The 24,247-nt window shown below is 65.9% G+C and carries 14 protein-coding genes and 1 pseudogene; 10 read left to right on the top strand and 5 right to left on the bottom strand.

Going from position 1 to position 24,247, the window contains the following annotated elements; genetic code table 11:
- Nucleotides 1-50: 50 nt before the first annotated feature.
- Together ABZ386_RS35595 and ABZ386_RS35590 are read right to left on the bottom strand one after the other, a co-directional pair.
- On the bottom strand, nt 51-1,301 hold the full coding sequence (locus ABZ386_RS35595) for a cysteine desulfurase (protein ID WP_351345315.1): 1,251 nt from the start codon (nt 1,299-1,301) through the stop codon (nt 51-53).
- Nucleotides 1,298-1,924, bottom strand: a complete 627-nt coding sequence (locus tag ABZ386_RS35590; RefSeq protein ID WP_351345312.1) for a PadR family transcriptional regulator — start codon at nt 1,922-1,924, stop codon at nt 1,298-1,300. Before ABZ386_RS35590 ends, ABZ386_RS35595 begins: the two co-directional genes overlap by 4 nt.
- A 213-nt stretch (nt 1,925-2,137) precedes the next feature.
- Between ABZ386_RS35590 and ABZ386_RS35585 the strand changes: the two genes are divergently transcribed.
- From ABZ386_RS35585 to ABZ386_RS35565, 5 genes are all read left to right on the top strand, one after another.
- A complete protein-coding gene (locus tag ABZ386_RS35585; protein WP_358967724.1) occupies nt 2,138-3,898 on the top strand; it encodes an acyltransferase domain-containing protein in 1,761 nt (586 codons plus the stop codon).
- 95 nt (nt 3,899-3,993) lie between these two features.
- Nucleotides 3,994-10,050 carry an SDR family oxidoreductase gene (locus tag ABZ386_RS35580; RefSeq protein WP_358967722.1) on the top strand — a complete coding sequence of 2,019 codons (6,057 nt, stop codon included), beginning with the start codon at nt 3,994-3,996 and terminating at the stop codon, nt 10,048-10,050.
- 20 nt (nt 10,051-10,070) lie between these two features.
- Nucleotides 10,071-11,453 carry a cytochrome P450 gene (locus ABZ386_RS35575; protein ID WP_351345303.1) on the top strand — a complete coding sequence of 461 codons (1,383 nt, stop codon included), beginning with the start codon at nt 10,071-10,073 and terminating at the stop codon, nt 11,451-11,453.
- Complete coding sequence (locus ABZ386_RS35570; protein WP_358967719.1) at nt 11,450-13,900, top strand: KR domain-containing protein; 2,451 nt, start codon at nt 11,450-11,452, stop codon at nt 13,898-13,900. Before ABZ386_RS35575 ends, ABZ386_RS35570 begins: the two co-directional genes overlap by 4 nt.
- Before the next feature lie 47 nt (nt 13,901-13,947).
- Nucleotides 13,948-15,447, top strand: a complete 1,500-nt coding sequence (locus tag ABZ386_RS35565) for a carotenoid oxygenase family protein (RefSeq protein WP_351345297.1) — start codon at nt 13,948-13,950, stop codon at nt 15,445-15,447.
- Between the two features lie 104 nt (nt 15,448-15,551).
- Here the strand turns inward: ABZ386_RS35565 and ABZ386_RS35560 are convergent, their stop codons facing one another.
- Nucleotides 15,552-16,298: an SDR family oxidoreductase gene (locus tag ABZ386_RS35560; RefSeq protein WP_351345294.1), complete on the bottom strand. Its 747-nt coding sequence runs from the start codon at nt 16,296-16,298 to the stop codon at nt 15,552-15,554.
- Nucleotides 16,299-16,469: 171 nt separating this feature from the next.
- Here ABZ386_RS35560 and ABZ386_RS35555 point away from each other — a divergent pair, with 171 nt between their 5' ends.
- Nucleotides 16,470-17,930 carry an aldehyde dehydrogenase family protein gene (locus ABZ386_RS35555; protein WP_358967716.1) on the top strand — a complete coding sequence of 487 codons (1,461 nt, stop codon included), beginning with the start codon at nt 16,470-16,472 and terminating at the stop codon, nt 17,928-17,930.
- Nucleotides 17,931-18,007: 77 nt separating this feature from the next.
- On the opposite strand, the gene ABZ386_RS35550 is transcribed toward ABZ386_RS35555, so the two are convergent.
- The gene (locus ABZ386_RS35550; RefSeq protein ID WP_351345288.1) at nt 18,008-19,039 is read right to left on the bottom strand and encodes an LLM class F420-dependent oxidoreductase; all 1,032 of its coding nucleotides are present in this window, start codon (nt 19,037-19,039) and stop codon (nt 18,008-18,010) included.
- Nucleotides 19,040-19,558: 519 nt separating this feature from the next.
- Here ABZ386_RS35550 and ABZ386_RS35545 point away from each other — a divergent pair.
- Nucleotides 19,559-20,836: a cytochrome P450 gene (locus ABZ386_RS35545; protein WP_351345285.1), complete on the top strand. Its 1,278-nt coding sequence runs from the start codon at nt 19,559-19,561 to the stop codon at nt 20,834-20,836.
- A gap of 84 nt (nt 20,837-20,920) precedes the next feature.
- On the opposite strand, the gene ABZ386_RS35540 is transcribed toward ABZ386_RS35545, so the two are convergent.
- Complete coding sequence (locus ABZ386_RS35540; protein WP_351345282.1) at nt 20,921-22,108, bottom strand: MFS transporter; 1,188 nt, start codon at nt 22,106-22,108, stop codon at nt 20,921-20,923.
- 128 nt (nt 22,109-22,236) lie between these two features.
- Here ABZ386_RS35540 and ABZ386_RS35535 point away from each other — a divergent pair, with 128 nt between their 5' ends.
- From ABZ386_RS35535 to ABZ386_RS35525, 3 genes and pseudogenes are all read left to right on the top strand, one after another.
- Complete coding sequence (locus ABZ386_RS35535) at nt 22,237-22,596, top strand: metalloregulator ArsR/SmtB family transcription factor (protein WP_351345279.1); 360 nt, start codon at nt 22,237-22,239, stop codon at nt 22,594-22,596.
- A 474-nt stretch (nt 22,597-23,070) separates the two neighbouring features.
- Nucleotides 23,071-23,361: pseudogene (locus ABZ386_RS35530) on the top strand (hypothetical protein); the annotation flags it as partial.
- A gap of 186 nt (nt 23,362-23,547) precedes the next feature.
- On the top strand, nt 23,548-24,042 hold the full coding sequence (locus tag ABZ386_RS35525; RefSeq protein ID WP_358967809.1) for an IclR family transcriptional regulator C-terminal domain-containing protein: 495 nt from the start codon (nt 23,548-23,550) through the stop codon (nt 24,040-24,042).
- Nucleotides 24,043-24,247 lie beyond the last annotated feature (205 nt).

The raw sequence follows: 24,247 nt of genomic DNA, 5'->3' as shown, positions 1-24,247 counted from the left end.
AGGCAGGAGTGCTCGGGTGGGGCGCGCGGAGGAGCGCGCCCCACCGGGTTTCAGGCGAAATACTTCTGAGCCGCCCGTACCCCGCGAGCGAGAGATTCGACCTCTTCCGGGGTGTTATAGACGTAGAAGCTCGCCCGAGTGGTCGCCGGGATTCCGTACCGTTGCACGATGGGGCGGGCGCAGTGGTGTCCCACGCGGACGGCCACGCCCTGCTCGTCCAGTACCTGTCCGACGTCGTGCGGGTGAATGCCGTCGACCGTGAAGGCCACCGTGGCCCCACGGTCGTCCGCGGCGGTCGGACCGACGATGGTGACCCCTGGAATCTCCGAGAGCAGGCCCAGCGCCTGTGTCATCAGCTCGTTCTCGTGCAGCATCACGCGTTCCATGCCGAGCGCGGTGAGGTAGTCCACGGCCGCACCCAGCCCGACGGCCTGCGCGGTCATCGGCACACCCGCCTCGAAGCGCTGTGGAGGGGGCAGGTAGGTCGAACGCTCCATCGTGACGATTTCGATCATCGAACCGCCGGTCAGGAAGGGGGGCAGTTCCTCAAGGAGTTCCCGGCGGCCCCACAGGACGCCGACCCCGCTGGGCCCGAGCATCTTGTGGCCGGAGAAAACCAGGAAGTCCGCACCCAACTGCGACACATCGACCGGCCGGTGCGGCACCGATTGCGCCCCGTCCAGAAGGACCACTGCGCCCACCCGGTGGGCGCGTTCCGCAATCAACTCGACCGGGTTGACCGTGCCCAGCACGTTCGACTGGTGCGTGACGGCGACGACTGCGGTGTTCTCGGTGATGAGCTCATCGATCCCCTCCAGATCCAGCCGTCCGTCGTCCGTCAGCGGAAACCACTCGAGCGTCGCTCCTGTCCGCTGTGCCAGTTCCTGCCAGGGCACCAGGTTCGCGTGGTGCTCCATCTCGCTCACCACGATCTTGTCGCCGGCTGTGATCTTCTTGCCATTGCCCATCGCGTACGCCACGAGGTTGATGCCCTCGGTGGCGTTCTTGGTGAAGACGATCTCGTCCTCGCGCGCGCCGATGAAGCCGGCCACGGTCCCCCGAGCCGCCTCGTAAACATCGGTGGCTTCCTCGGCCAGCTGATGGGCTCCGCGGTGTACCGCGGCGTTGTGGTGCAGGTAGAAGTCACGCTCTGCGTCCAGTACGGAGAGCGGCTTCTGTGTGGTGGCGGCGGAATCGAGATAGATCAGTGGCGAGCCGCTGCGCAGTACCCGCTGCAGGAGGGGAAAGTCGGCCCGGATCCTCTCGGTGTCGAGCCATCCGGCGCTCGGTAAGGTGCTCACTCACGCGTCCCTTCGTACGACTCCTCCCATGAAATCAGGCGCTGTCCGCCTGTGGGCCGCGGGGCCGCCTGTGCGCGGTCCTGCTCGGGATCGAGCTGCTCGACCGTGACGATGGCCTCCGTCAGCCATTGGATCCAGAAGGACTCCACGCTGATTCTGGCCCGCAGTACGAGATGCCGCAGGGCCTCCGCTTCACCGGCGTGCTCTCCCTTGAAGTCCCGCTTCTCAAGTTCGGTGTACTCGGATAACTGCCGCTGATGCAACGCGAAGTGACGCCGCAGCTCATCGTCCAGTCCCCGGGCGCCGACCACTGCCGCCGCGCGCAGTCGCAGGAGCAACGAGTCTCGGACGGGTTGCGGATCCTGACGCTCGGACACCCAGTCGGCCAGCTCGGCACGTCCAGCTGGCAGGACCTCGTACTCCTTCTTCTGCCCGCGGGTGCTCCGGCGCCGGGGCAGGGCGTGGATGAGGCCGGCCTGCTCCAGCCTGCCCAGCTCGCGGTAGACCTGCTGGTGGGTGGCGGACCAGAAACCGTCGGCCGACCTATCCAACTTTCTCGTCAGTTCCAATCCTGACGAGGGACTTTCCAGCAGAGCGGTGAGGATCGCATGCGGCAAGGACATGGATGCATCCTAGTAGGCAGTCGGCCACGCAAGCTATCGTCACCAGGCGAAAGCATGAGCACGGTGTCCCAAAGGACAATTGACGCTCATGGCGTCGCTGGATAGCTTCGGTGTAGCGATGGAACGGTGAAATCCCTTTGTGGAAGCACCCAGGAACTTGGAACCACGCTACGGCTGCCCGGAACGGTCACTGACAAGGAGTGGCGGTAAGGTATGTCTGAACAGTTCACGGTGATCACCCTCTTTCCGGGTCAAGGCGCATTCGACGGTGCGGCACTCGTTGCGGCGCACCAGAAATATCCGCAGGTGAGGCGGGTATTCGAGGAGATCGACAAGGTCAGCCATGAATTCTTTTCCCGTAGTCTGACCGAGGTGCTCTTCGGTGACTCGACGCCGGAGATGGAGAAGCTGCTGGCGGACGATGCGTGGGTTTCCCAGCTTGCCATTTACGGCAGCAGCGCAGCCGCCTGGCAGATCCTGGTCGATAACGGCGTGCGTTCCGACGTACTGGTCGGGCACAGCCTCGGTGAGATAGCAGCCCTGGTCGCCGCCGGGGCGTTTTCCGTCGCGGACGGCGCGCGGATCGTCGCCCACCGGGTGCAGGTGATCGAGCAGCAGAACGTGGTTACCGGTCGCATGGCGGCGCTGTCCAGCGATGGTGAGCGGGTGCGGAAGATCATCGAACTCATCGATGATGAATTTCTGAGTGTCGCCACTGAGAACCATGATACGCAGACCGTCGTGAGCGGCACGCAGGGGGCGATGGAAAAGCTGCTGGGAATCGCGAAGCACCTTGGCATCCCGTCGGTGGGGATAGCCTCTCCGTTCCCCTTCCACACCCCGATCCTCGCGCCGGCCGTTCCGGTCTTCGCTGATCGGGTGCGGCGGCTTGAGCAACATCCCTTACAGAGGCCGGTCTACTCGCCGGTGCTCGGCCGTTACTACGAGCCCGGCGATGTGCTGGCCGACCTGCTGGCGGAGCATTTCATCAGGCCGGTGAAGTTCAACTCCGCGGTGCGGCACCTGGCGGACGGGCGCGCACTCCGCTTCGTCGAGGTGGGCGGGAAGGCGACGCTGGGCAAGCTCGTCGGGAAGGTGCTCAACGGGGAGACGCAGGTGTCCACGTGGTCCACGATGAGTGTCGACCGCGACGGACGACTGGCCCTGGAGAAGTGCCTGGACGCGCTGGGAACCGCCATCGCGCTTGATGCGGACAAGGCCGAGCTCTTTGCCCGGGTATTCGCCCCCGATGCCGAGCCGTCGGAGTTCTCCGAATTCTGGGCTGAGTTCGGCGCGCAGATCATTCGTGCGGGCGAGGAGCGGCTCAGGGAGTTCCGTGCGCTGCGCGTCGAGAATGGGACAGCAAAGGACGAGGCTGCCGCGCCGAAGAAGACCGTGGTCGAGCGTGGTGCGGTGGGTGAGACGATCCGCGCCATCTACGCCACTGCTCTGGAATATCCCGAGGAGGTCTTCACGGAGGATGTGCTGCTGGAGGCTGAGCTGGGTGTTGATTCGGTGAAGCAGGTCGAGTTGCTGACGCGGGTTTCGGAGCATTACGGATTGCCGCCGCGTGACAGCGGATTCCGGCTCGCCGAGATCGATACGATGGGGAAGGTCATCGACTTCTTCGCCACCCATCTCACGGACAGCGACGCACCGGATGTGGTCCGCGAAGCGCCGTCTGCGTCAGAGGTCGTCGAGCGTGGTGCGGTGGGTGAGACGATCCGCGCCATCTACGCCACTGCTCTGGAATATCCGGAGGAGGTCTTCACGGAGGATGTGCTGCTGGAGGCTGAGCTGGGTGTTGATTCGGTGAAGCAGGTCGAGTTGCTGACGCGGGTTTCGGAGCATTACGGATTGCCGCCGCGTGACAGCGGATTCCGGCTCGCCGAGATCGATACGATGGGGAAGGTCATCGACTTCTTCGCCGCCCATCTGGAAACCGGCGCCTCGGAAGTGGCTGTGGCGGCCTGACCGTCCAGGGACCCGAGACATTTCACCATCGGCCCAGGACGCTTCCCGGACCATCGTGCAACCCTGGCCGTGTAGCAGGGCGAGGAGTAACTTTCGTGCAGGATCTCAAGGGTAAAGTCGCATTGGTCACCGGCGGCGCCAGGAACGTTGGAAAAGGGATATCAAAGGCGCTGGCCAGCCGTGGCGCACATGTCATCATCAACTACTTCCATTCCGCCGAGGCTGCCCGGCAGACCAAGGCCGAGCTGGAGAGAGCTGGTGGGCAGGTGACGCTCATCCGTGCCTCCGTCGCTCGCCAGGAACAGGTCGACCGGATGTTCGCCGAGATCGATGAGCGCTTCGGCTATCTGGACATCCTGGTGAACAATGCGGCCAGTGGGGCCCTGGTGCCGGTCGGCGAGGTCACCGACGAGCACCTCGACAAGGCCATCGACACCAACTACAAGGGTTCTCTGCGGGTTTCACGGGCAGCGGCCCCCCTCATGGCACGGCGTGGCGGAGGCTCGATCGTCACGGTGTCCGCCCTGGGCGGTTCACAGATGGTGATGGCCAACTATCTGGCCTGCGCACCGGCGAAGGCAGCTGCAGAGGCGGTGACGCGCTACCTGGCCGTGGAGTTCGCGCCGCTCAATATTCGCGTGAACACTGCCTCCGCGGCCATGCTGGTCAGTGAGGTGGCCGACGCGTTCCCGCGCGCCGAGGAGATGCAGCAGGTCATCAGCGCCGCCACACCGCTGGGCAGGCTGGGCACGGCCGCGGAATTCGCCGATGTCGTCGCCTTTCTCGCGTCTGATGAGTCTCGTTGGATCACCGGACAGACCGTCCTCGCAGATGGTGGCCTCACCTTGGGCGCCCCGCTGCTCTCCCCGCCTCCCTCGGTAGACTCCGCCGCGCCGGCCGTCGATGTCCCCCGGGTCGGCGCGGCGGTCAGCCGGAGGGCCGACGAAACCAGTGACACGGTCGCTGCTGCCGCCCCGACCGAGCCGCCCTTCGACGACGCAGGCTCGGACGACATTGCCATCGTTGGCATGGGCATGGCCGTTGCTGGGGCGAACAGTCCATCGGAGTTCTGGCAGCTGCGCACCACTGGCGCCGAACTGTTCGTACCTGTACCGGAGGAGCGCTGGGAGCGCCCGCCCTTCTTTTCGTCCGACACCTCCGCCGAGGACAAGTCCTATCAAGACACGTGCGTATTCATCACGGATTTCGAGCCGGAGGGCGCCGCGCTGGAGGGCCTTGGCGACCCCAAGGACCATGAGCTGACCACGATGTGGCTGCGTCACTCCATGGTGCAGGCGTTGGACGGCGTGCGCCGTGGTGAAAGCGACCGGTACTCCTTCCTCGTCGGATACACGCCAGACGGCAGCCAGCACCTGGAGGAGGCCGGAGTCATCACCGGCATCAGCCAGCGCGCCGAGAAGATCATTCATGACCTGAACGCGACAGACTCCGAGCGAGAACAGCTGCTTGTCATGCTGAAGGACACTCTGCGCGAGCGGTATTGGCGCGGCGGAAGGGGCTCTTCCCGGTTTCTCCCGCACCGCGTGGGCCAGGTGGCGATGGACGGAATCCTGCCGGACGACACCGAGTTGCAGATGGTCGACACCGCCTGCTCGTCGTCCCTGTACGCCATCGACATCGGCATCAAGGGCCTGTTGATGGGCAAGCACGACATCGCGGTGTGCGGCGGAGCGTTCGCCCTGGCGCCCCGTGGCACGGTCCTGTTCTCCAAGCTGCAGGGGCTGTCCAAGCGTGGTGCCGTGCATTCGCTGGACGCTGAGGCAGACGGCGTGATCTTTGCCGATGGGGCCGGTGTGATCGTGCTCAAGCGGCTGCGCCAGGCACAGCGGGACGGCGACCGGGTACTGGCCGTCATCAAGGCGTTCGGCTCGTCTTCGGACGGTAAGGGCAAGGCGATCTACGCCCCCAACTCGGACGGCCAGGACCTCGCCGTGCAGCGAGCCCTGGACGCTGGTGTCTCGGGTCGTGACGTGGACTGGATCATCGCGCATGCCACTGGTACCCCCGCCGGCGATCTCGCGGAATTCACCACCCTGCGCAAGCACTTCGGCACCCAGCGGACCAGCTATGTGACGTCCAACAAATCCCTGATCGGCCACACTGGATGGGCGGCCGGCGTCGTCTCGGTCATCGAGGCGATCCTGGGCATGGAGCATGAGACGATTCCCCACCAGTACCGGTTCAACGCTCCGAACCCCGACTTCCAGCTGGAGAAGTCGGAATTGGAGATTCCGAAGAAGGCGGTTCCCTGGCCGGCTGAACCGGGACGGATACGCAGTGCGGCCGTATCCGGATTCGGCTTCGGCGGTACCAACGCACATCTGATTGTGCAGGAGTATCAGAAGGCCACGGAGCAGGATTCCGACCGGGAGCCGGTGCAGCTCGTCGCGCCCTCTGCAGCAGAACGGGTGGCCATCGTGGCCTGGTCCGCCCATGTCCCCGGAGTGGATTCGCGCGAAGAGGTGCGCAGCTGGCTCTCCCGTGGTGGGGCGCGACCGCAGAGCAGCTTCGGTGAATTCTATCCCGCGCCGTCGTTCAAAAAGGTCCGGCTCCCTCCCAAGACGGTGCGCGCCATCGACCGCTGCCAGCTGATGATCCTGGAGTGCGCTCACGACCTGCGCGATCAGTTCACCGAGTTCTGGGAGGAACACAGCCGTACGACGGGCGTCTTCGTCGGGAACATGGGGCCGACCCGAGCCGCCATGCTGTACGCCAATCGCTGCTACCTCGACGACATCGCCGAGGCACTGCGGCAGAAGACGAAGGGCGTCGCGCCGGGCTTGCTGGACGACGTGATCAGCCGACTCCGGGAGCAGGTACGCGACCAGATACCGCCCTCCAATGAGGACTCGTTCCCGGGCATGATGCCGAATGTCATCTCGGCCCGAGTGGCCAACTATTTCGACCTCCGGGGCCCCAACATCACACTGGACTCGGGCTTTTCCTCCGCGCTCACCGCGGTGGAGACAGCCTGCCGGTATCTGCAGAGCGGCGAACTGGACTTCGCGCTCGCGGGTGGCATCAACGGCAACAGCCTGCCGGAGTACCGCACCGTGCTGTCCGACCTGTTCGGCCCGTCCTTCGAGGACACCAGGGAACTCGCGGAGGGCGCCTTCCTGTTCGGCCTTGCGACCGAGACGACCGCACGCAAGGCCGGGCTGCCGATCCTCGGCTTCGTGGACGGCCTGACCGCGGACGGCGCAGTGGCCTCTGGTACCAGCGTCATCGAATGCGGCGCGGGCACCTACGAACGTGCCCGTTACCTGGGCGCTGCGGGCGGGCTCGCCCTGCTCGACGCGCTGCATCGGCCCGCCGGCCAGGTGACCGTCATCAGCGACGGCGGCCACGGCACCACCACCACGGAGTTGCACCTCACGGTGACGGGTGCGTACGCGGCCGAGCCGCCTTCCAGGGAAGCAGAGACGGAGACCACGCACCGGCCCGGCGCCCCCGAAGGGTCCTTGGTCCCAGAGAAATTCGCCGACAACGAGGAATTCGCTCCCGGCCGGCCTCTCCAGGTACGCCGCCGGGTACCGGTCCTCGACGAACTTCCGTCGATCGAGACGCGCGACCGCGTCGCGTTCCTGCCGCCGGGCGTGGTCGTCCTCACCGACCTGCCGGATCTCGGAGCCAGCCTGCGGCATCTGCCCGATGACGCCCTGGTGCTCTCCACCGCCAAGGTGGACGTGACCCGACCCGGTTGGCTGCATCTCCCCGAGGTGTCACCGGAAACGGTGCGTGCGGCTCTGGACACTCACGGCCACCCCGTACGGCACGTCCGTGTCGTCACGGACCTGACCCGCTCCGCTCCACTGCCGCGGTCCCTCGCCACCGGCAGCGACACCCTGACGGCTCTGCACGACGCGACGTTCCTGACCCTCCAGGCATGCTTCGACGATCTCGACACCGAGGACTCGTCGTTCATCGCCCTGATGCTGGGTGCCTTGCAGGGCGACGTGCCGCATGCCTTCACCGGCATGTTCTCCGGTCTGGTGAAGTGCGCTTTCCTGGAACTGCCGAAATGCCTGACCTTTGGGCTGTTCACCTCGGCGCAAAGGGCGCGTAAGGGGGCGCTGCTCGCCGAGCAGGAAAGCAGAATGGCCCGTACGTTCCCGATCGTGTTCGAGGACGAGGGCACCAGGAAGGGCTACCGCCTGGTTGACGAGGCAGTCGACCTCTCAGGAGACCACGCAGCACAGCTGAACCGCGATTCCGTGGTGCTGGCCTTCGGCGGAGCCCGCGGTATCACCGCCGAAGTGGTCAAGAGCGTGGCGGAGTGCTTTGCACCGCGGATCTATCTGGTGGGGAGCAACCCGCTGGACAGCTATCCAGCCGAGGTGTTCTCCGGCGACGACGACACCTTCGCGGCCACGCGGCCGACCCATATCCGCAGGAGTGTTGCGGCTGGCCGGACCGTGGCCCAGGCCAACCGCGAGTTCGACCGCATGGTGGACGCGCGCGCGGCGCGCCGCAACATCGCGGAGATGGAAGCACAGTGCGGCGCCGGCAGGGTCACCTACTTCGCCTGCGACGTGCAAGATCAGGCAGCGGTCAAGGATGTCGTGACCAAGGTCCTTGCCCAGGAGAAGAGCGTGGACCTACTCATCAACGCGGCAGGGCGCAACCGGTCCGCGTCGATCAGGGACAAGGACTTCGCCGAGTTCACCGCGATCCGGGACCTCAAGCTGCGCAGCTACCACAACCTGAAGCGGGCGTTCGGCGGGACCAGGCCCCGCATCTGGTGCAACTTCGGGTCTCTGCTGGGATATTTCGGTCAGGTGGGGGAGCCCGATTACGCCACGGGCAACGACTTCCTCGCCTCCGCGGCCACCTTCTGCGCAAAGGCGGCGCAGGAGGCGGAGTTCACCATCGGATGGACCCTGTGGGACGGCACCGGAATGGGCGCCAACGAGCTGACCAAGGCGTATTTCCAGCGCGCCGGTTCCTACAGCCACATGGCCGTGGCCGAGGGCACGCACCACTTCATACGGGAACTGCACGCGCCGAACCGGCAACCCTCCGTGGTGCACATCGGATCGGCCGAGGAAGCCACCGTCGAACGCTTCTACCCCGGGTACGGAACCGGTGGCGACGCCTCGGTGGCCGGCAGCGGCACGCACCGACCCCAGGGCTTCTACCTACGGCGCATGATCTCCCACGACGATGACGAAGCCACGTTCGAGTGCACCTTCGACCTGGAGACCGACGCGTACCTGCACCACCATCTGGTCCGGGACGCGCCCACGTTGCCGGGCACCTTCGTCACCGAGATCGCGGGCGAGGCAGCGCGGTTCCTGGAGCCGGACAAGCAGGTGGTCGCATACGAGGACCTGGAGTTCCAGCACTTTCTGCGCGCCCACGGCGCAGGCAGGAACACACCGAAGCGGATCACTGCGCGCGTGCTCGACCGTAGGCAGGACTTGACCACGGTCGAGGTGCGGATCACCACCGACGTCGTATCACCCAGCGGGGTGCTGCTGGTCAAGGACAGGACGCATTTCGTCGCCAAGGTGCTGCTGCGCGAGGACTTCCCGGCCCCACCGCGGTGGGAGCACTGGGACGACTCGGACGCGCAGCCGGTCCCTGACCCGTACCACGCCGAGGCATCCCCGGTGCGGCTGACCGGACCGTTCGTATCCACCACGGACACTCGTCTCACCGCCCAGGGCAAACGAGCCACCTACCGATTGGATCTCCCCGCCGACGATCCGGTGTGGTCCCGGTTCATCACACCTTCGATCCTTCTCGACGGGCTCGCCAGGACGGGTGTGCTGAACCTCGTCGACGGACACTTGGTACCGATCGCCGCGCCGCTGTCCATTCGCCGGATCGATCTCTACGAGCGAGGCAATGACAAGGAGCTCGTGGAGCGGTATGGCTCGTTGGAGCTGTTCTGCACGCCGGTGGAGTTCAACATGCCGGGAGACACCCCGGACAACCGCTTCGTGGCAGCCACTTCCGACGGACGTGTCATTGCGCAGATGAAGGACCTACGAGGGACGGTCATCGGCTACGTCGACCACCGGACCGGCCGTTTCTCCTTACCGAACGAAGAACGCCTCGACGATGATGCCGGCGGTTCCCCGACCTCTCGACCGAACGCGGCCGAGCTTGTGACGGCGGTGCGCTGATGGCAGCCAAGGAGAATTCCGTGCCCGAAGCCGGCCCGACCCGCAGCGCACCGGGACCCGATGGGGGAGTGCTGTTCGGCGCCCTGAGCAGTTTCAAGAAGGACACCCTGAAGCTGCTGATGGAGATGCAGAACCGGTACGGCGGGATCGTCCGGATGAAGATGGGGCCCTACCTCGTCCACCAGATCACGCGCCCTGAACACGTCAAGCACGTCCTGCAGGACAACTCGGCGAACTATGAGCGCGGAAAGTTCTACAGAGGGTTCAACCTGTTCTTCGGCCGCGGCATGCTCACCACCGACGGTGCGGAGTGGAAGACGCGCAGAGCGGTGAGCCAGCCGTTCTTCCATCGGGCCAAGTTGCGCGCCAACTCTCCGGTGATCACCACCACCGTCGACGAGTTGCTGGACAAGTGGGAGGACGTCGCCAAGTCGGGCAGGGAAACCGACGTCACGGACGACATGATGTGGCTGGCGATGGGGGTACTCGGCCGCCTGCTCTACGGCGTCGATCTCCGCGACTACGCAGAGCGCCTGATGCCCGCGGTCCGTTTCTCGCTCAAGGCGATGATCCTGACCGGCGAAGTCAAACAGATGATGCCGAAGTGGGTACCCACCAAGTATCAGCGTGACCTCAAGCGTCACCAGGGCGTGCTGAACGACGTCATGGACGAGATCATCGATCTGCACCGCCAGGGGCGGGGTAGCGCGGACAGCGTCGTCACGGCCCTGCTCAACGCCACGCATCAGGTCACGGGCAAGCCCTTCACCCAGCGGCAGATCAGGGCCGAGCTGAAAACCCTGTTCCTGGCCGGGCACGAGACGACGGGGTGCGCGCTGACCTGGACGCTCTACGCGATCGCCAAGTACCCGGACGTGCGCCGCAAGCTGGCAGCCGAACTGGAGTCGGTGCTCGGCGGCCGTGTGCCCAGCGCCGAGGACCTGCCCCAGCTGCCCTATCTGCGTCAGGTCGTGGACGAGTCGCTGCGGATGTACCCGCCGATCTGGGTCTTCCCCAGGGACGCGATCGCCGAGGACAACATCAACGGGTACCACATCCCGGCAGGCAGCACGATTCTGGTGCCCACGTACGCGGCCCACCACAACAAGGACAGCTGGGAGGACCCGGAGGCCTTCGACCCGGAGCGGTTCTGCCCGGTGAGTGGCAAGAGCGGCCGGGACCGGTACGACTACTTCCCCTTCGGTGGCGGGGCGCGCAAGTGCATCGGCATGGACCTGGCACTCCTGGAGATCCAGCTCGCGGTAGCGATGATCACCCAGCGCTTCCGCCTCAGCCTGGTTGCCGGCCACCCGGTGACGCCCGGGGCGCTGGTCTCGCTGCGCCCGCTCCCGCGCGTCCTGATGACGGTCAAGCCCAACGACCAGCAGGTGACCTCGGTATGACGGCCATGGCCGTGCCCCTGGCGCCGGCACTGCGGGAGACCGCGACGGCGGCGGGGAGTTCCCCGCCGCCCGTGGCCCCGGTGCGTCGGATGGTCTGGCAGCTCGTGCCCCAGCCCGGCCTGCCCGTAATGCCGTCCCCGCGGCTGCGCGGCGCCCGGATCGTGGTCCTGGGGGGCAGGCCGGTGCTTGCGGCGCGGGTCGCCGCCGAGCTGCGTTCCGCCGGGGCGCTCGTCGTTGTGGCCTCGGGTACTTCGGGACCGTGGACGGTCCAGGGCCAGGTACCTGACGGACTGGTGGATCTGACCCTGGGCGAGCCCTTCGTTCCCACGGAGCACCATGGCTACCGCGACCGCCTGCTGAGCTCGGTCGCCGCGATACGGGCCTGCTACCGCCAGTGGGCCGAGCAGGAAGCGACCGACCGGATCTTTTACGTCGCGGTGACCTACCTCAACGGCCGCATGGGATACGGCGACGAACCGTCGTCCCAGCCGCTCGGCGGCATCTGGGCCGGGCTGGCCAAGACCCTCCACAGGGAGATCCCCAACTGCAACACCCGGGTCCTGGATGTGGCCCCTGACGACGTCGACGAACTCCCGTCGGTGATCACCCGTGAGCTGTACCGGTGGGGCCTGTTCGAGATCGGCTATCGGGCGGGCCGGCGGTACAGCCTGCGGGCCCGGAGTGAGGCGCCGGCCCCCGCGGCCGTTCGTCTCGGAGCGGACGACGTGGTGCTCGTCTCGGGCGGCGGACGCGGCATCGGTTTCAGGCTCGCCACGTCCCTCGCCGAGGAGTTCGGGTGCCGCGTGGTGGTGACGGGCCGGCAGCGCCTGCCGAGCGGCACGGAGCCGTGGATGGGGCTGTCCGATACGGAATTCAAGGCGTACGAGCGCGACATGTGGGTCCGGCGTCCGGGTGGTGCCGGTCTGGCCGACGTGCGGACCGAACTCCACCGAATCCGGCAGCTCCGGGATCTCGCACGCAACATGGAGGAGGCGCGGGCCGCCGGTCTCCAGCTGTCCTACGAACGCTGTGACTTCACCGACGCGGAGCAGGTCGAAGACCTGGTAGCCCGGCTCGGCCGGCCGCTCAGCGGGGTGATCCACAACGCGGGCGTCGACAAGCCGGTCCGGCTTCCGAAGAAGACCGACGAGGACTTCCTCCATACCGTCGCGACCAAGGTCGACTCCTTTGTGACCTTGTTCGAGCAGGTGCGCCACCTGTCACTGAAGTTCTTCTGCAATGTCGGCTCGCTCACCGGCCGTCTGGGGGGCATGACAGGACAGCTGGACTACAGCGCCGCGAACGAGGGACTGGCTCGGCTCGGACTGTGGGCCGACCGCCAGGTCCCTTTCCCGGTGATGACGTTGTGCTGGCCGACCTGGAACCAGCTCGGCATGATCGCCAACTTCGAGGCGACCCTGCGGTACATGGCGGCACTCGACATCGACGAAGGACTGCGGTTGTGGAAGACCGAACTGACCAGCGGCACGTCGGGGGAGACCACCTTCGTCGGCCCGCTCGGCCGCGCCCTGGGCCCCATCCAGGCACGCGGCTATCCCCCCACACCCGACCTCCCCGGCTTCGCTGACCTCCTGCCCCGCCTCTTTCACCTGGGGGAGCCCCGCACTCATCGGCCCTCGCGGTCCCAGACAGCCGTCGTCACCTTCGACCGCACCGCCGCTCCGGTGCTCGGTGATTTCCTCGTCGAGAACTCCGAAGCCGTGCCCGTGGCCCTCCTTCTGGAGAACGCCGTACAAGCAGCCGGCTGGCTGGAGCCGGACAGCCCGGCCGCGACACACCTGACGGGTATCGAAGACCTGGCCGTACGCATGAGGGACCTCCGAGCGGCGGGGCTCGGCTACACCGTCCGGCGCGACATGACGGGACGTTACGAAGACAGCCGCTGGGTCGTCGATGTGCGCTACCACCGCGACCAGGACGCGGAAACCGTGGCCCGGCTCCGACTGGTGTACGAGCCGGAGGGGAAGACGGTCACCCATCCCGCTCCCGCCCTCCGCCCGATCACGGGCGGTCGCGGCCGGCATCTGTCCGAGACCGCCGGACTACTGCGCTGGCGGGGCCTGCTGCTGCCACTGGCGCATTGGCGGACCGATCAGAACGGCGGCCATTTCGCCGAAATCCGGGAGAGCGCGGCCAGCGACCTGTGGACCGTGGCCCACCCCCCTGCTGCCGGACTCCCGCTGGCTGCGCTGGAGAACATCTGGTGGCACACCGCGCACCGCGCCGTGGCCCCGGAGCTGCTGACCGTCAGACGTATCACGTTCCTCCCGACGGGGAGGCCGAGGCCCGTCCGGGTGGGGCTGCACGGCAGTCCCACGGGCCAGGACTGGACAGTGATCGATGCCCGGACCCACGGGGCCGTACTCGAAGTCGCCGGACTGGCTTGGTCCGCGGACTCCATCATCCCGCCGTCACGGATCGAATGAAGCCCTTGCCAAGGCCGCGCCCGACCACGCATGGAGACAGGAGCCATATGAGCACCGACACCGGATCGGATCTGCCGGTCCTCCCGCAGAAGATGACGATTCCGGCCGGCCCCTCGCCGCTGCCGAAGGAGTTTCCCGGTTATCAGAGCCTGGATCAAGAGGTCAGCATCGACCGCCTTCCCATCACCGGACGTATACCGGACTGGCTGACCGGAACCTTGATTCGTAACGGCCCGGCCAAGTTCGACCTCGGGGACCGTCGCCTGACGCACTGGTTCAATGGGCTGGGCATGCTCCACTCCTACTCGTTCAGCAATGGCCAGGTCTCCTACGTCAACAGGTTCCTGCGCACCACGGCATACGACCTCTGGGAGAACAAGCAGCAGTTCTACGGCAAGCAATATGGGCTCGACATCGATCCCTGTGAGAAGCTCTTCGGCCGTCACTTCGCCGCCTACTCGCCCAACATCAGCGATAACCCCAGCGTCAATATCACCAAGATCGCCGAAAAGTTCTTCGCCTTCAACGAGCAGCCGATGTGGATGGAGTTCGACCCACTGAAACTGGAGGCACACGGCGAGTTCACCTTCGAGAACCAACTGCTCGGCGAGACCTCCACGCCGCACCCGCACTTCGACTTCCATCAGCGGGTACTGATCAACTACACCACGAAGATGAAGGATGGTAACGCCTACCAGGTGTTCTACATCCCGGAGAAGGAAGCGGTGCAAAAGCCGCTGGCCATCGTCGACGTCGACGAGCCGTGCTACATGCACAGCTTCGCCGTGACTGAGAACTACGTGGTACTCGTGGAGTTCCCCGTGGTGATCGACACGGAGAAGTTCAAGCAGCCCGGCTACCCGTTCGTGGCCTGCTTCAGCTGGCAGCCCGAGCGCCCGGCCCGATTCCTGGTGGTCGACAAGCGAGCCGGCAAGGTCACCCGGACCTTCGAGAGCGAAGCGTTCTTCGCCTTCCACCATGTCAACGCCGTCGAGGTCGGCAATGACATCCTCGTGGACATCGCCGCCACCCACACCCCGTACGAGTCCGTGCTCGGGTTGCCGCCCACCCAGGGGCAGTTCGACCTCGATGCGTACGGTTACGCGCTGCGCCGCTATACCCTGCCGATGGCCGACTCCCGCAGCACGATCGGATGGGAACAGCTCGCCGACCGGGGCATTGAGATGCCGACCATCAACTACCGTGGCCACAACGGACGGCGTTACCGCTACGCCTACGGGATCAGCTCCTCGCCGCGTAGCCTCATGGCGATGAACCGGCTCTCCAAGCTGGACATCGTCGAAGGCACGAGCAAGACGTGGTACGAGAAGGGCTGTTTCCCCAGCGAAGGAGTCTTCGTCCAGCGTCCCGGAGCCACCGGGGAGGACGACGGCGTCCTGCTGTCGGGCGTGCTCGACGCCAAGGTCGGCCGGTCCTTCATGCTCGTCCTTGACGCGCGGTCGTTCGAGGAGCTGGGGCGAGCCCATGTGCCGCACCACATTCCCAACGACTTTCACGGTCAGTTCCACACCGGGCTGGTGCGCTGACCGGGACCGAGCCCACGCCCGCCGCCGGGATCGACCCACGGCGTGGCTGCCGCCCCTCGGGGCGGCAGCCGGCTACCGCGCTCACGGCCCGGCGCCGGGACCGGTCACCTGGCCCATGCCTGGCGCAGGAACTTCATCGTTCCCAGGCCGATCCCGCCATCGGCATAGAGGACCTGGCCGGTGATGTAGCGCGCCTCGTCCGAAGCGAGAAACGCGATCACACCGGCTATGTCCTCGGGCTCGCCGACCCTGCCGAGCGGGAGGAAACTCCCTCGCCTGGCGCGCTCCTCCGGCGTCGTGCCGTACATGGTTCCCGCACCCTCGGTCTGGATCATTCCCGGGCCGACCGCATTCACGCGTATGCCTGCCTCCGCGTATTCGGCGGCGGCCTGCCGGGTGAGTGCATTGATGGCCGCTTTGGCAGCCGGATAGATTCCGGATTCCGCCCGGGTGGTCTCGGCGAGAAACGAGGTGACATTGATGATCGAGCCACCACCGCTGCGTGCCATGACCGGTGCCAGGGCCTGCGTGCACAGTAAGTTCCCCAGCACATTGACGTCCATGACGTGCCTATAACGATCGATGGTCGTCTCGGCGAGCGGGATGAATTCCCAGACCCCGGCATTGTTGACCAGCACGTCGAGCCGGTCGAGGCCATGGGCGAGCTGCTGTACCGCCTGGGGGTCGGTGACGTCACACCGTACGGAACGTCCTCCCGCGAGTTCGGCGACCTCGTCCACGGCTTCATCCCGGTCCGCGGCCACCACGAAATAGCCTGCCCTGGCCAAGTGCAGAGCGGTTTGCCGGCCGATACCGTGGGCCGCGCCGGTGACCACGGAAATTGGTTTCACTGACACTGGGGGTCCTTTTCGGATTCGAGGAAGCGGCTAAGTGCCGCATCGCGAACAACATATCGGAGATAATTCCCGTTGAGAAGTCCAGGTCCTGAACGGCAGTCTGGACGGCAGAATTCAAATCGCCTGAGCAGGCCGCAACGGCAGCATAATGAGAGGCAGGTCAGAATGACGAACGACCAGAAGTCGCGCAAGATGCTCATCGGTGGTCAGTGGGTCGAGGCGCTCGACGGCGCCACCTTCGATACGGCCGACCCGGCCACCGAGGAGGTGCTGGCCACGGTCCCTGCGGCGGGCAGCAAGGATGTGGACCGCGCGGTGAACGCGGCCCGGGAAGCCTTTGAGCCGGGTTCGGCGTGGCGGGGGCTGCCGCCTGCGGCGCGAGGTCGGATCATCCACCGGATCGGCGATCTGATCCTTGAGCACGCCGAGGAACTGGCGCTGCTGGAGTCGCGGGACAACGGCAAACCCGTGTTCATCGCCAGCCTCGCTGACATCCCCATGGCGGCGGACACCTTCCACTACATGTCCGGCTGGGCGACGAAGATCGAAGGCAACACCATCCCCATGTCGTCTGCGGCGCCGGGCCGCTTCCTGTCCTTCACCCAGCGTGAGCCCGTCGGCGTGGTGGGCCAGATCGTGCCCTGGAACTACCCACTGCTGATGGCGGCTTGGAAGCTGGCTCCCGCCCTGGCGGCGGGATGCACCATCGTCCTCAAGCCCGCCGAGCAGACGCCCCTGACAGCGCTGCGGCTGGGCGAACTCATTCAGGAGGCCGGGGTCCCTGACGGAGTGGTCAACATCATCACCGGCGACGGTGCGACAGGCGCGGCACTGGTGGCGCACCCGGGTGTCGACAAGATCGCGTTCACGGGGTCGACCGAGGTCGGCAAGGAGATCATCCGGGCTTCGGCGGACAACGTGAAGAAGGTGACGCTGGAGCTGGGCGGCAAGTCTCCGAACGTCATCTACGCCGACGCCGATCTGGAACGGGCGATCGCCAAGTCCGCCGAGGCGATCTTCTTCAACCAGGGCGAGACCTGCTTCGCGGGATCCCGGCTGTACGTGGAGCGTCCGGTGCACGACGAGGTGGTTGCGGGCCTCAAGGCCGCAGCGGAGCAGCTCACGGTGGGCAAGGGCACCGAGCCGACCACCATGATGGGCCCGCTGGTCTCCGCGGAGCAGCTCGACCGCGTCATGGGCTACGTCACGTCGGGTGTGGCGGAAGGGGCGACCCTGGTGACTGGCGGTGAACGCCTCGGCGACGAAGGCCACTTCATGGCCCCCACCATCTTCACCGATACCAAGCCGAGCATGAGGATCGTCGCCGAGGAGATTTTCGGTCCGGTCCTCGTGGTTCTGCCCTTCGACACGCTGGACGAGATCGTGGCGATCGAGAAGGACAACCCGTACGGGCTGGCGGCCGGCGTGTTCACCCGGGACATCGACAAGGCGTTCCGCACCGCCTCGGCGATCCGAGCGGGCACGGTGTTCGTCAACACATGGAACGCGGTCGACTCGGCGCTGCCGTTCGGCGGATACAAGCAGTCCGGATGGGGACGCGAGCTGGGGCACGCCGTACTGGACAACTACCTGGAGACCAAGAGCATCATCACCGAGTTCTCCTGAACCGGTCCGAACGTGCGGAGTGGCCATGTCCTGCACCCAGGACATGGCCACTCCGCATTCCCTCAGCGACAAGCCCGTCAGCTCGTCAACTCGGCCATCGTGCGCAGGACGTGAGGGTCTTCGTCCCGAATGAGCATGGTGGTGGCCAGGCTCTCGTCCCAGGCGGCTAGATCGTCCCGGATCTTTGCCTTGCTGCCGACGAGGGCCAGGTCCTGGATCAGGGCGGCGGGCACGGCAGCGATCGCTTCCCGTTTGTGCCCGGACAGATAAAGCTCCTGGATCTTGGCCACATCACCCTCGTATCCCATGCGGGCCACCACGTCCGCATGGAAGTTGGCGTTCTTCGCCCCCATTCCTCCGACGTACAGCGCGATCAGGGGGCGGACCTTGTCCATGGCCCGTTCGAGATCGTCGTCGATCGCTATGGGCGCACTGACAATGACTTCGAATGCCTCCTTCGGGGAGCGTGCATCGAGGCGCCGGGCGAAGCCCTCCTCCAGCCGCTCCTTGTAGTACGCGTTGCTGCGCGGGGAGAACAGGAAGGGCAGCCAGCCGTCCGCGATCTCGGCGGCCAGCGCCACATTCTTGGGCCCTTCCGCGGCGAGGTGAATCGGGATCTCCCGGCGCAGCGGGTGAAGAGTGGACTTGAGCGGCTTTCCGAGGCCCGTACCGCCGGGGTAGGGCAACTGGTAGTGCTTGCCGTCGTACCGTACCGGCTGCTCGCGGGCGATGACCGCGCGCACCACGTCGATGTATTCACGCATCCGGGCCAGCGGCTTGGGGTATGGCAGGCCGTACCAGCCTTCCACAACTTGGGGCCCAGAAGCCCCCAGTCCCAGAACGAACCGGCCGCCCGTCAAATGGTCGAGGGTGAGCGCCGTCATGGCCGTCGCGGTGGGCGTGCGCGCGGACGTTTGCATAATGCCCGTGCCGAGCCTGAGGGCCGTCGTCTTCGCGCCCCACCAGGCGAGGGGGGCCACGGCGTCCGACCCGTACGCCTCGGCGGTCCACAGGGAATCGAATCCGAGCCGTTCGGCCTCCGCGACGAGGCCCTCCACCCCCACCGGAGGTTTCGCGGACCAGTAACCGGCGTGGTACCCAAACTTCATGCTGTCTCCTGATGTTCCGTCGACCCGAGCCGGGCAAGGACTCGGTGGGAGTGCGGGCAGGACCGTCTGGGCCCTGGGGCAGGGGACCAGCGGTGCCATGAGGGCGGGGCCGTGATCGCCGCGCGCTCGCGGCGTCCGCGGCCGGCGCGGCGGTCGGTCACGCTGGGGTGACCGCCGTCTGCACCGGATGAGGCAGGGCGGCCCCCGCTTGGACAACCTCCGGCCCGGTGACGGGCATCTGGGATGTCCCGCACCTCTTGCTGCTCATGCGTACGTCCTCACTCCGCCTTCGATGAACGTCGGGGGTGCGAAGGGAGAATCTCCGAAGGAGCAAGGTACCCGGGTGTGCCATCGACCATGGAAGCGTAGGATCCGGCCACCGCGCCATGTATCAAAAGTCCAATTTACGGGTGAATGCGCACAACGGTACGGTGCTAATTGCCCGGGCCTGCGTTGCGCGTGCTCGGAAAGCGTACATGGAAATGCTTGCCTAGTTTTCTGAGTAAGGGAGAGCTTTTCGTGGTCGACGATCCAGTGGATCTGGAGGAAATTGGTGCATGCTTTACCGAGAATCCTCACGCGGTCTACCGGGAACTGCGTCGGAGAGGCCCTGTCCACCGGGTGAGGCTGCCGGGCGGGCTCACGGCGTGGCTGATCGTCCGCTACGAGGAGGCGCGCGTCGCACTGAGCGACCCCCGGTTCCGGAAGGACTGGTCATTCGCCGCCCCCGAGCTGCGCAAGTTGCGCACCGGCGATGAGCGGAACACCACTCAGCTGTTCGGCCGGAGCATGCTCAGCGCGGACCCCCCGGACCACAGCCGGCTACGGAAGCTGGTGTCGAAGGCATTCACACCGCGCCGGATCGAGGCGCTGCGGCCGCGCATCGAGGAGATGACAGACGGGCTGATCGGTGCCATGGCGGGAGGGGAACGGTGTGACCTCATGGAGGCGTTGGCCTATCCGCTGCCCATCTCGGTGATCTGCGAGATCCTCGGTGTGCCGTCCCTCGACCGGAACCGTTTCCAGGACGCGTCCAACAAGCTCATCTCTTCCGATGCTCCCACGTCCGACTACTTCGACAGCGCGAAGCGGCTCAACGATTACCTGGACGAGTTGGTAGCGGAGAAGCGACGTGCTCCAGGAGATGACGTCCTCAGCACGCTCACCCAAGTCACTGATGAGGACGGCAGTCGGCTCAGTGACGAGGAGCTGCGGGGTACCGCATTCGTTTTGCTCTTCGCCGGCCATGAGACCACGGTCAATCTGATAGGTAATGCGACGCTCGCCCTGCTTACCCACCCGGATCAGTTGGCCGCGGTGCGCGACGACTGGTCGCTACTTGACGCGGCTATTGAGGAGACGTTGCGGTGGGACGGGCCTGTGGAGGCGACAACATGGAGGTTTGCTGCCGAGGACGTAACAGTGGGCGACACTCTGATTCCGGGTGATGGCAGTCTCGTCCTGGTATCGCTTGTCTCAGCCAACCGGGACCATGGGCACTGCAGCGACCCCGACAGCTTCGACATCAGTCGAAGCGCCAGTGGCCACCTGGCCTTCGGGCATGGAATTCACTTCTGCCTCGGAGCGGCGCTGGCCCGGATGGAGAGCCGCATCGCGCTCCGTTCACTCTTCGAGACCTTCCCTGGCCTCGCGCTCGACACGCCCGCCGATCAGTTGCAGTGGCGCCCCGGGCTGCCGATGCGCGGGCTGATCAAGCTACCGGTAGTCCTCGGTCGGCATCCCGAGCCCGCGACGCACCTGGGTGGAGAGCTCTCGTCGGAGGCAGGCCTCGGCTGAACCGCCTGGCCTGCGGCAAGGGGGATTCCCGCACGACGTGCGGGAATCCCCCTTGCCGCGTCGGCGCCCGCGAATGAGGGGGCGTCATCCTGTCTGCAGTGCCGCGTCCGGTGTCGTGGCCGCGTCCTTGCTTCGCTTGATGAGCCTGGTCGCGATGCCGGAGGAGATCAGGCCGAGCACGATGAAAATGAGTCCGAAGAGGCTGAGGTTGTGTACTCCGACCAAGCTGATGCCCGCGGCGCCCGTAAGGCCGGAAGCCGACACTGCCAGGTACGTCGCCGCCGCGTTCAGACCGATGGTCAGGGTCGCGTGCGTCGGGTTGATCGTGATGAGCCGGTGTTGAAGGGGGACCAGTGACGCCCAACCGCACACGCCCCAGACGAAGATGGCGACGACGGCGGTCCCAAGGTGCTGATTCGTCAGCGGCATGAGCGCGAAGTCGATGCCGGCCACGATCACCGCGACGCTGATGATCCACCGGGTCGGAACCTTGTCAGTGAGGCGGCCCGCGCCGAGATTGCCGACCGTCGCTCCGAGGCCCCATATGAAGAGCAGCGCGGCCAGGGTGGTTCCGTTGCCGTCCGTTGCGCGGTCATAGGACTCCGCTACAAAGCTGTAGTTGGTGTAGAGGCCGGTGAAGACGAGCACGGTGGTGAGCAGAGTGAAGCCGATACGCGCGTCTTTGAGCGGCTCCATGCGCTTGCGCAGGCTGACCGCGGGCGCAGAGGGCACGGCGGGCAGGAGGATGCCGATACCGATGGCCCCGAGGACCGCCAGGACGGCGACGAACCACAAGGTGGCTTGCCAGTTGACCTCGCTGCCGATGACCGTACCGATCGGGGCGCCCAGCGCGGTGGCGCCACTGAGCCCGGCCATCACGATCGCGAGGGCTCGTCCGCGTCGCTCGGGCGGTACCAGGGACGCCGCAGTCGTGCTCGCGGTCGGGGTGAACATGGCCGCACCCAGACCGGCGATCGCACGGCTGGCCAGTATCAGGCCGTAAGTGGGTAGTACGGCGGTGAGGATGTTTCCGACAGCAAGGACGATGAGACCACCCAGCAGAAGCCGCTTACGCGGCCAATGGGCTGTGGTCGCGGCGACGATGGGTGACAGGATCGCATAGGAAAAGGCGAAGACGGTGATGAGCATACCGGTCGCGGAAATGCTCACGCCGAGTGAATCCGAGATTTCGGGGAGGATCCCTGCGATAACGAAGCTGTCCGTACCGACAGAGAATGTCCCTAACGTAAGGATGAGCAGGCGACTGTACATGTCCCCTCATTCGCTATTCACTGTTTGATGAGTGTCATACTAAGGGGGTGGGTGTCGCGCCGTCAAGGAACTGTTTGATCTGCATGCAACGGTTAGGATCCGGGTAGTCAAGAGGGGGAGGAGGTCCCGTGGCTCGCTACCTCGCGGAACCGGACGGGAGCGACATCGCGTTCACAGACGTCCTGCGGGCGCTTGCGGACCCGGTGCGGTTGCGCATGCTCACCGTGCTGGCCGACGGTGAGTACCACCCCTGCTGGCCGGAGGAGTTCCTCGTAGGCGTGCACAAGTCCACGCTGTCGCACCACTTCCGGGTGCTCCGTGAGGCGGGGATCACCAGGACTCGCCTGGAAGGGCGGAACTACTTCGTCCAGTTGCGCAGGGAAGACCTGAACTCTCGCTTCCCCGGGCTCCTGGATGCAGTGCTCAACGGTGCTCATGAGTCGGACCTGGCCGAGCAGGTTCCTGGCGAGACTGTGCGGGAGGCTTGAGCCTTGGCCGTCCCGCCCGTGCCGCGACCGCGGCTCACGTGGGGCGATGCCTGTGTCATCTCACTCCCTGCCGCCGCCGGCGCGATCTCCGGACTCCAGGGCTCCACGCAGGTTGCAACCTCGAGACCCGTCAGGTGCCTCCCCGGTCGCCGGCAACAACACCGAGAGGGGTGCCTCGTACCGCCGCGGCCGGCCAGGGCGGGGCTGCTTCGAACGCGGATGGCGCCACGGCGGCGCAGTTCGTGATCATTGACGTTTTCGCGTGGATACCGGCCGCTTCTCCGCCACCGAAGTCGCCGCCCGCGCACCTCGCCGCACCTGTGTGACGCGTGTCACCGTGCCCTCATGATTACGGCCCCACGCAACTGCAAATAGGGAAGAGTGTATTTTCCTTGCCGCCTTGATCGCCGAGCGGCTACGGGGAGGGGCTATACCGAGTGTTACCTGATGCCTGGTCAAGGATTCCCTGTGTAAATGTACAGAGTGTCCGCGTCTGCCCTCGACCCTCCGCGATGCTCCCGAGCGATGACGTTTCACATCATTACTCCTGAGAGAGGTCGCCAGATGTCCAAATCGGCTCAAACTACACCAACCAGAAGTGCGTCCAGCAGGGGCAGAGGTGAGGCTGTCGCACGCTCTGGAGGGACGAGTCACGCGGAACGCGTTTTCCGTGTCCAGAAGGCATTCACGCAGCTCGGAGGTGAATCACAGGGGCTGGCCGATCTGGCCCGAGCATCGGGGCTGGACGATTCGGCAGTCCATCGAATACTTCGATCCGGCGTCGTCCACGGGACGTTCTTGCAAGTGGGGCGCGGCCGCTACCGATTAGGCCCCCCAGCAGCTCAGATCGGCGTCCAGGCGCTTGCGCACGTCACGGACAGCAACTCACTTATCGGCTGCCTGGACCGGTTGCGCAGGGCTACCGACAGCGGACTCACCTTCCTGTACGGGGTGAGCTACTTGGGGCATATCCAGCGTCACTGCGTCGAGATGGCGGTGGGGGATTCCGACCTGTCCGAGCTGGGCCTTACGCACCGCGAGATGGTGACAATCACCCGTTCCCTGCGCGTCGGGGCGTCGGGCCGGTCGATCCTTGCCCACCTGCCCGAGCCCCTGCGGCGGCAGGTACTGTCCGAACCACTCCCCAAGGGCGTCGGCCCGGGAGCTTACCGCGACCGCGATAAGCTACTCGCCTCGCTTGCGGATATCCAGAAAAAAGGATACGCCATCGGCTATCAGGAATTTGCGCGGGGCTGGGACTCCTACGCCGCGCCAGTAATCTGGGGTGACGCCATCCTCGGCTCCGTGCTGCTCCTGAAGCCCTCGTCCACGACGCCCGCTCCGCGCGACCGGTATGTCATGGCCGTCAAGGTGGCGGCCGCCGAAGTCTGTCAGGTGTTTGGGAACGCTGGGTCAGAGGGGGACGCAACGGCAGAGAGCACATAGAGCGAGAACGAACTGCTCGCACCGTGCGTGGCTGACGAGCCGACATCGTGGCCGACCTCCGCCGGTGCAGGCGGCTTGACGGACGACCACGTCGCTGATCCGGCGAACATGCAGATCAGAAGGGGCCGGGCTCTCACGAGCCCGGCCCCTTCGTCGTTCCCGTGCCGGATCTGTGCCGGATCACATCCTGGACGACGCCGCGCGG

The sequence above is a fragment of the Streptomyces sp. NPDC006140 genome (genome assembly GCF_040628815.1).
In the GTDB taxonomy this organism is placed as follows: Bacteria; Actinomycetota; Actinomycetes; order Streptomycetales; family Streptomycetaceae; genus Streptomyces.
Note: the sequence above shows the minus strand (reverse complement) of the source record. Positions and strands in the feature narration are given on the sequence as shown.

Bases quoted from the DNA above. Each gene is read 5' to 3' on its own strand.
- ABZ386_RS35590 (WP_351345312.1), bottom strand. From the start codon at position 1,924: ATGTCCTTGCCGCATGCGATCCTCACCGCTCTGCTGGAAAGTCCCTCG.
- ABZ386_RS35585 (WP_358967724.1), top strand. From the start codon at position 2,138: ATGTCTGAACAGTTCACGGTGATCACCCTCTTTCCGGGTCAAGGCGCA.
- ABZ386_RS35570 (WP_358967719.1), top strand. From the start codon at position 11,450: ATGACGGCCATGGCCGTGCCCCTGGCGCCGGCACTGCGGGAGACCGCG.
- ABZ386_RS35565 (WP_351345297.1), top strand. From the start codon at position 13,948: ATGAGCACCGACACCGGATCGGATCTGCCGGTCCTCCCGCAGAAGATG.
- ABZ386_RS35555 (WP_358967716.1), top strand. From the start codon at position 16,470: ATGACGAACGACCAGAAGTCGCGCAAGATGCTCATCGGTGGTCAGTGG.
- ABZ386_RS35550 (WP_351345288.1), bottom strand. From the start codon at position 19,039: ATGAAGTTTGGGTACCACGCCGGTTACTGGTCCGCGAAACCTCCGGTG.
- ABZ386_RS35540 (WP_351345282.1), bottom strand. From the start codon at position 22,108: ATGTACAGTCGCCTGCTCATCCTTACGTTAGGGACATTCTCTGTCGGT.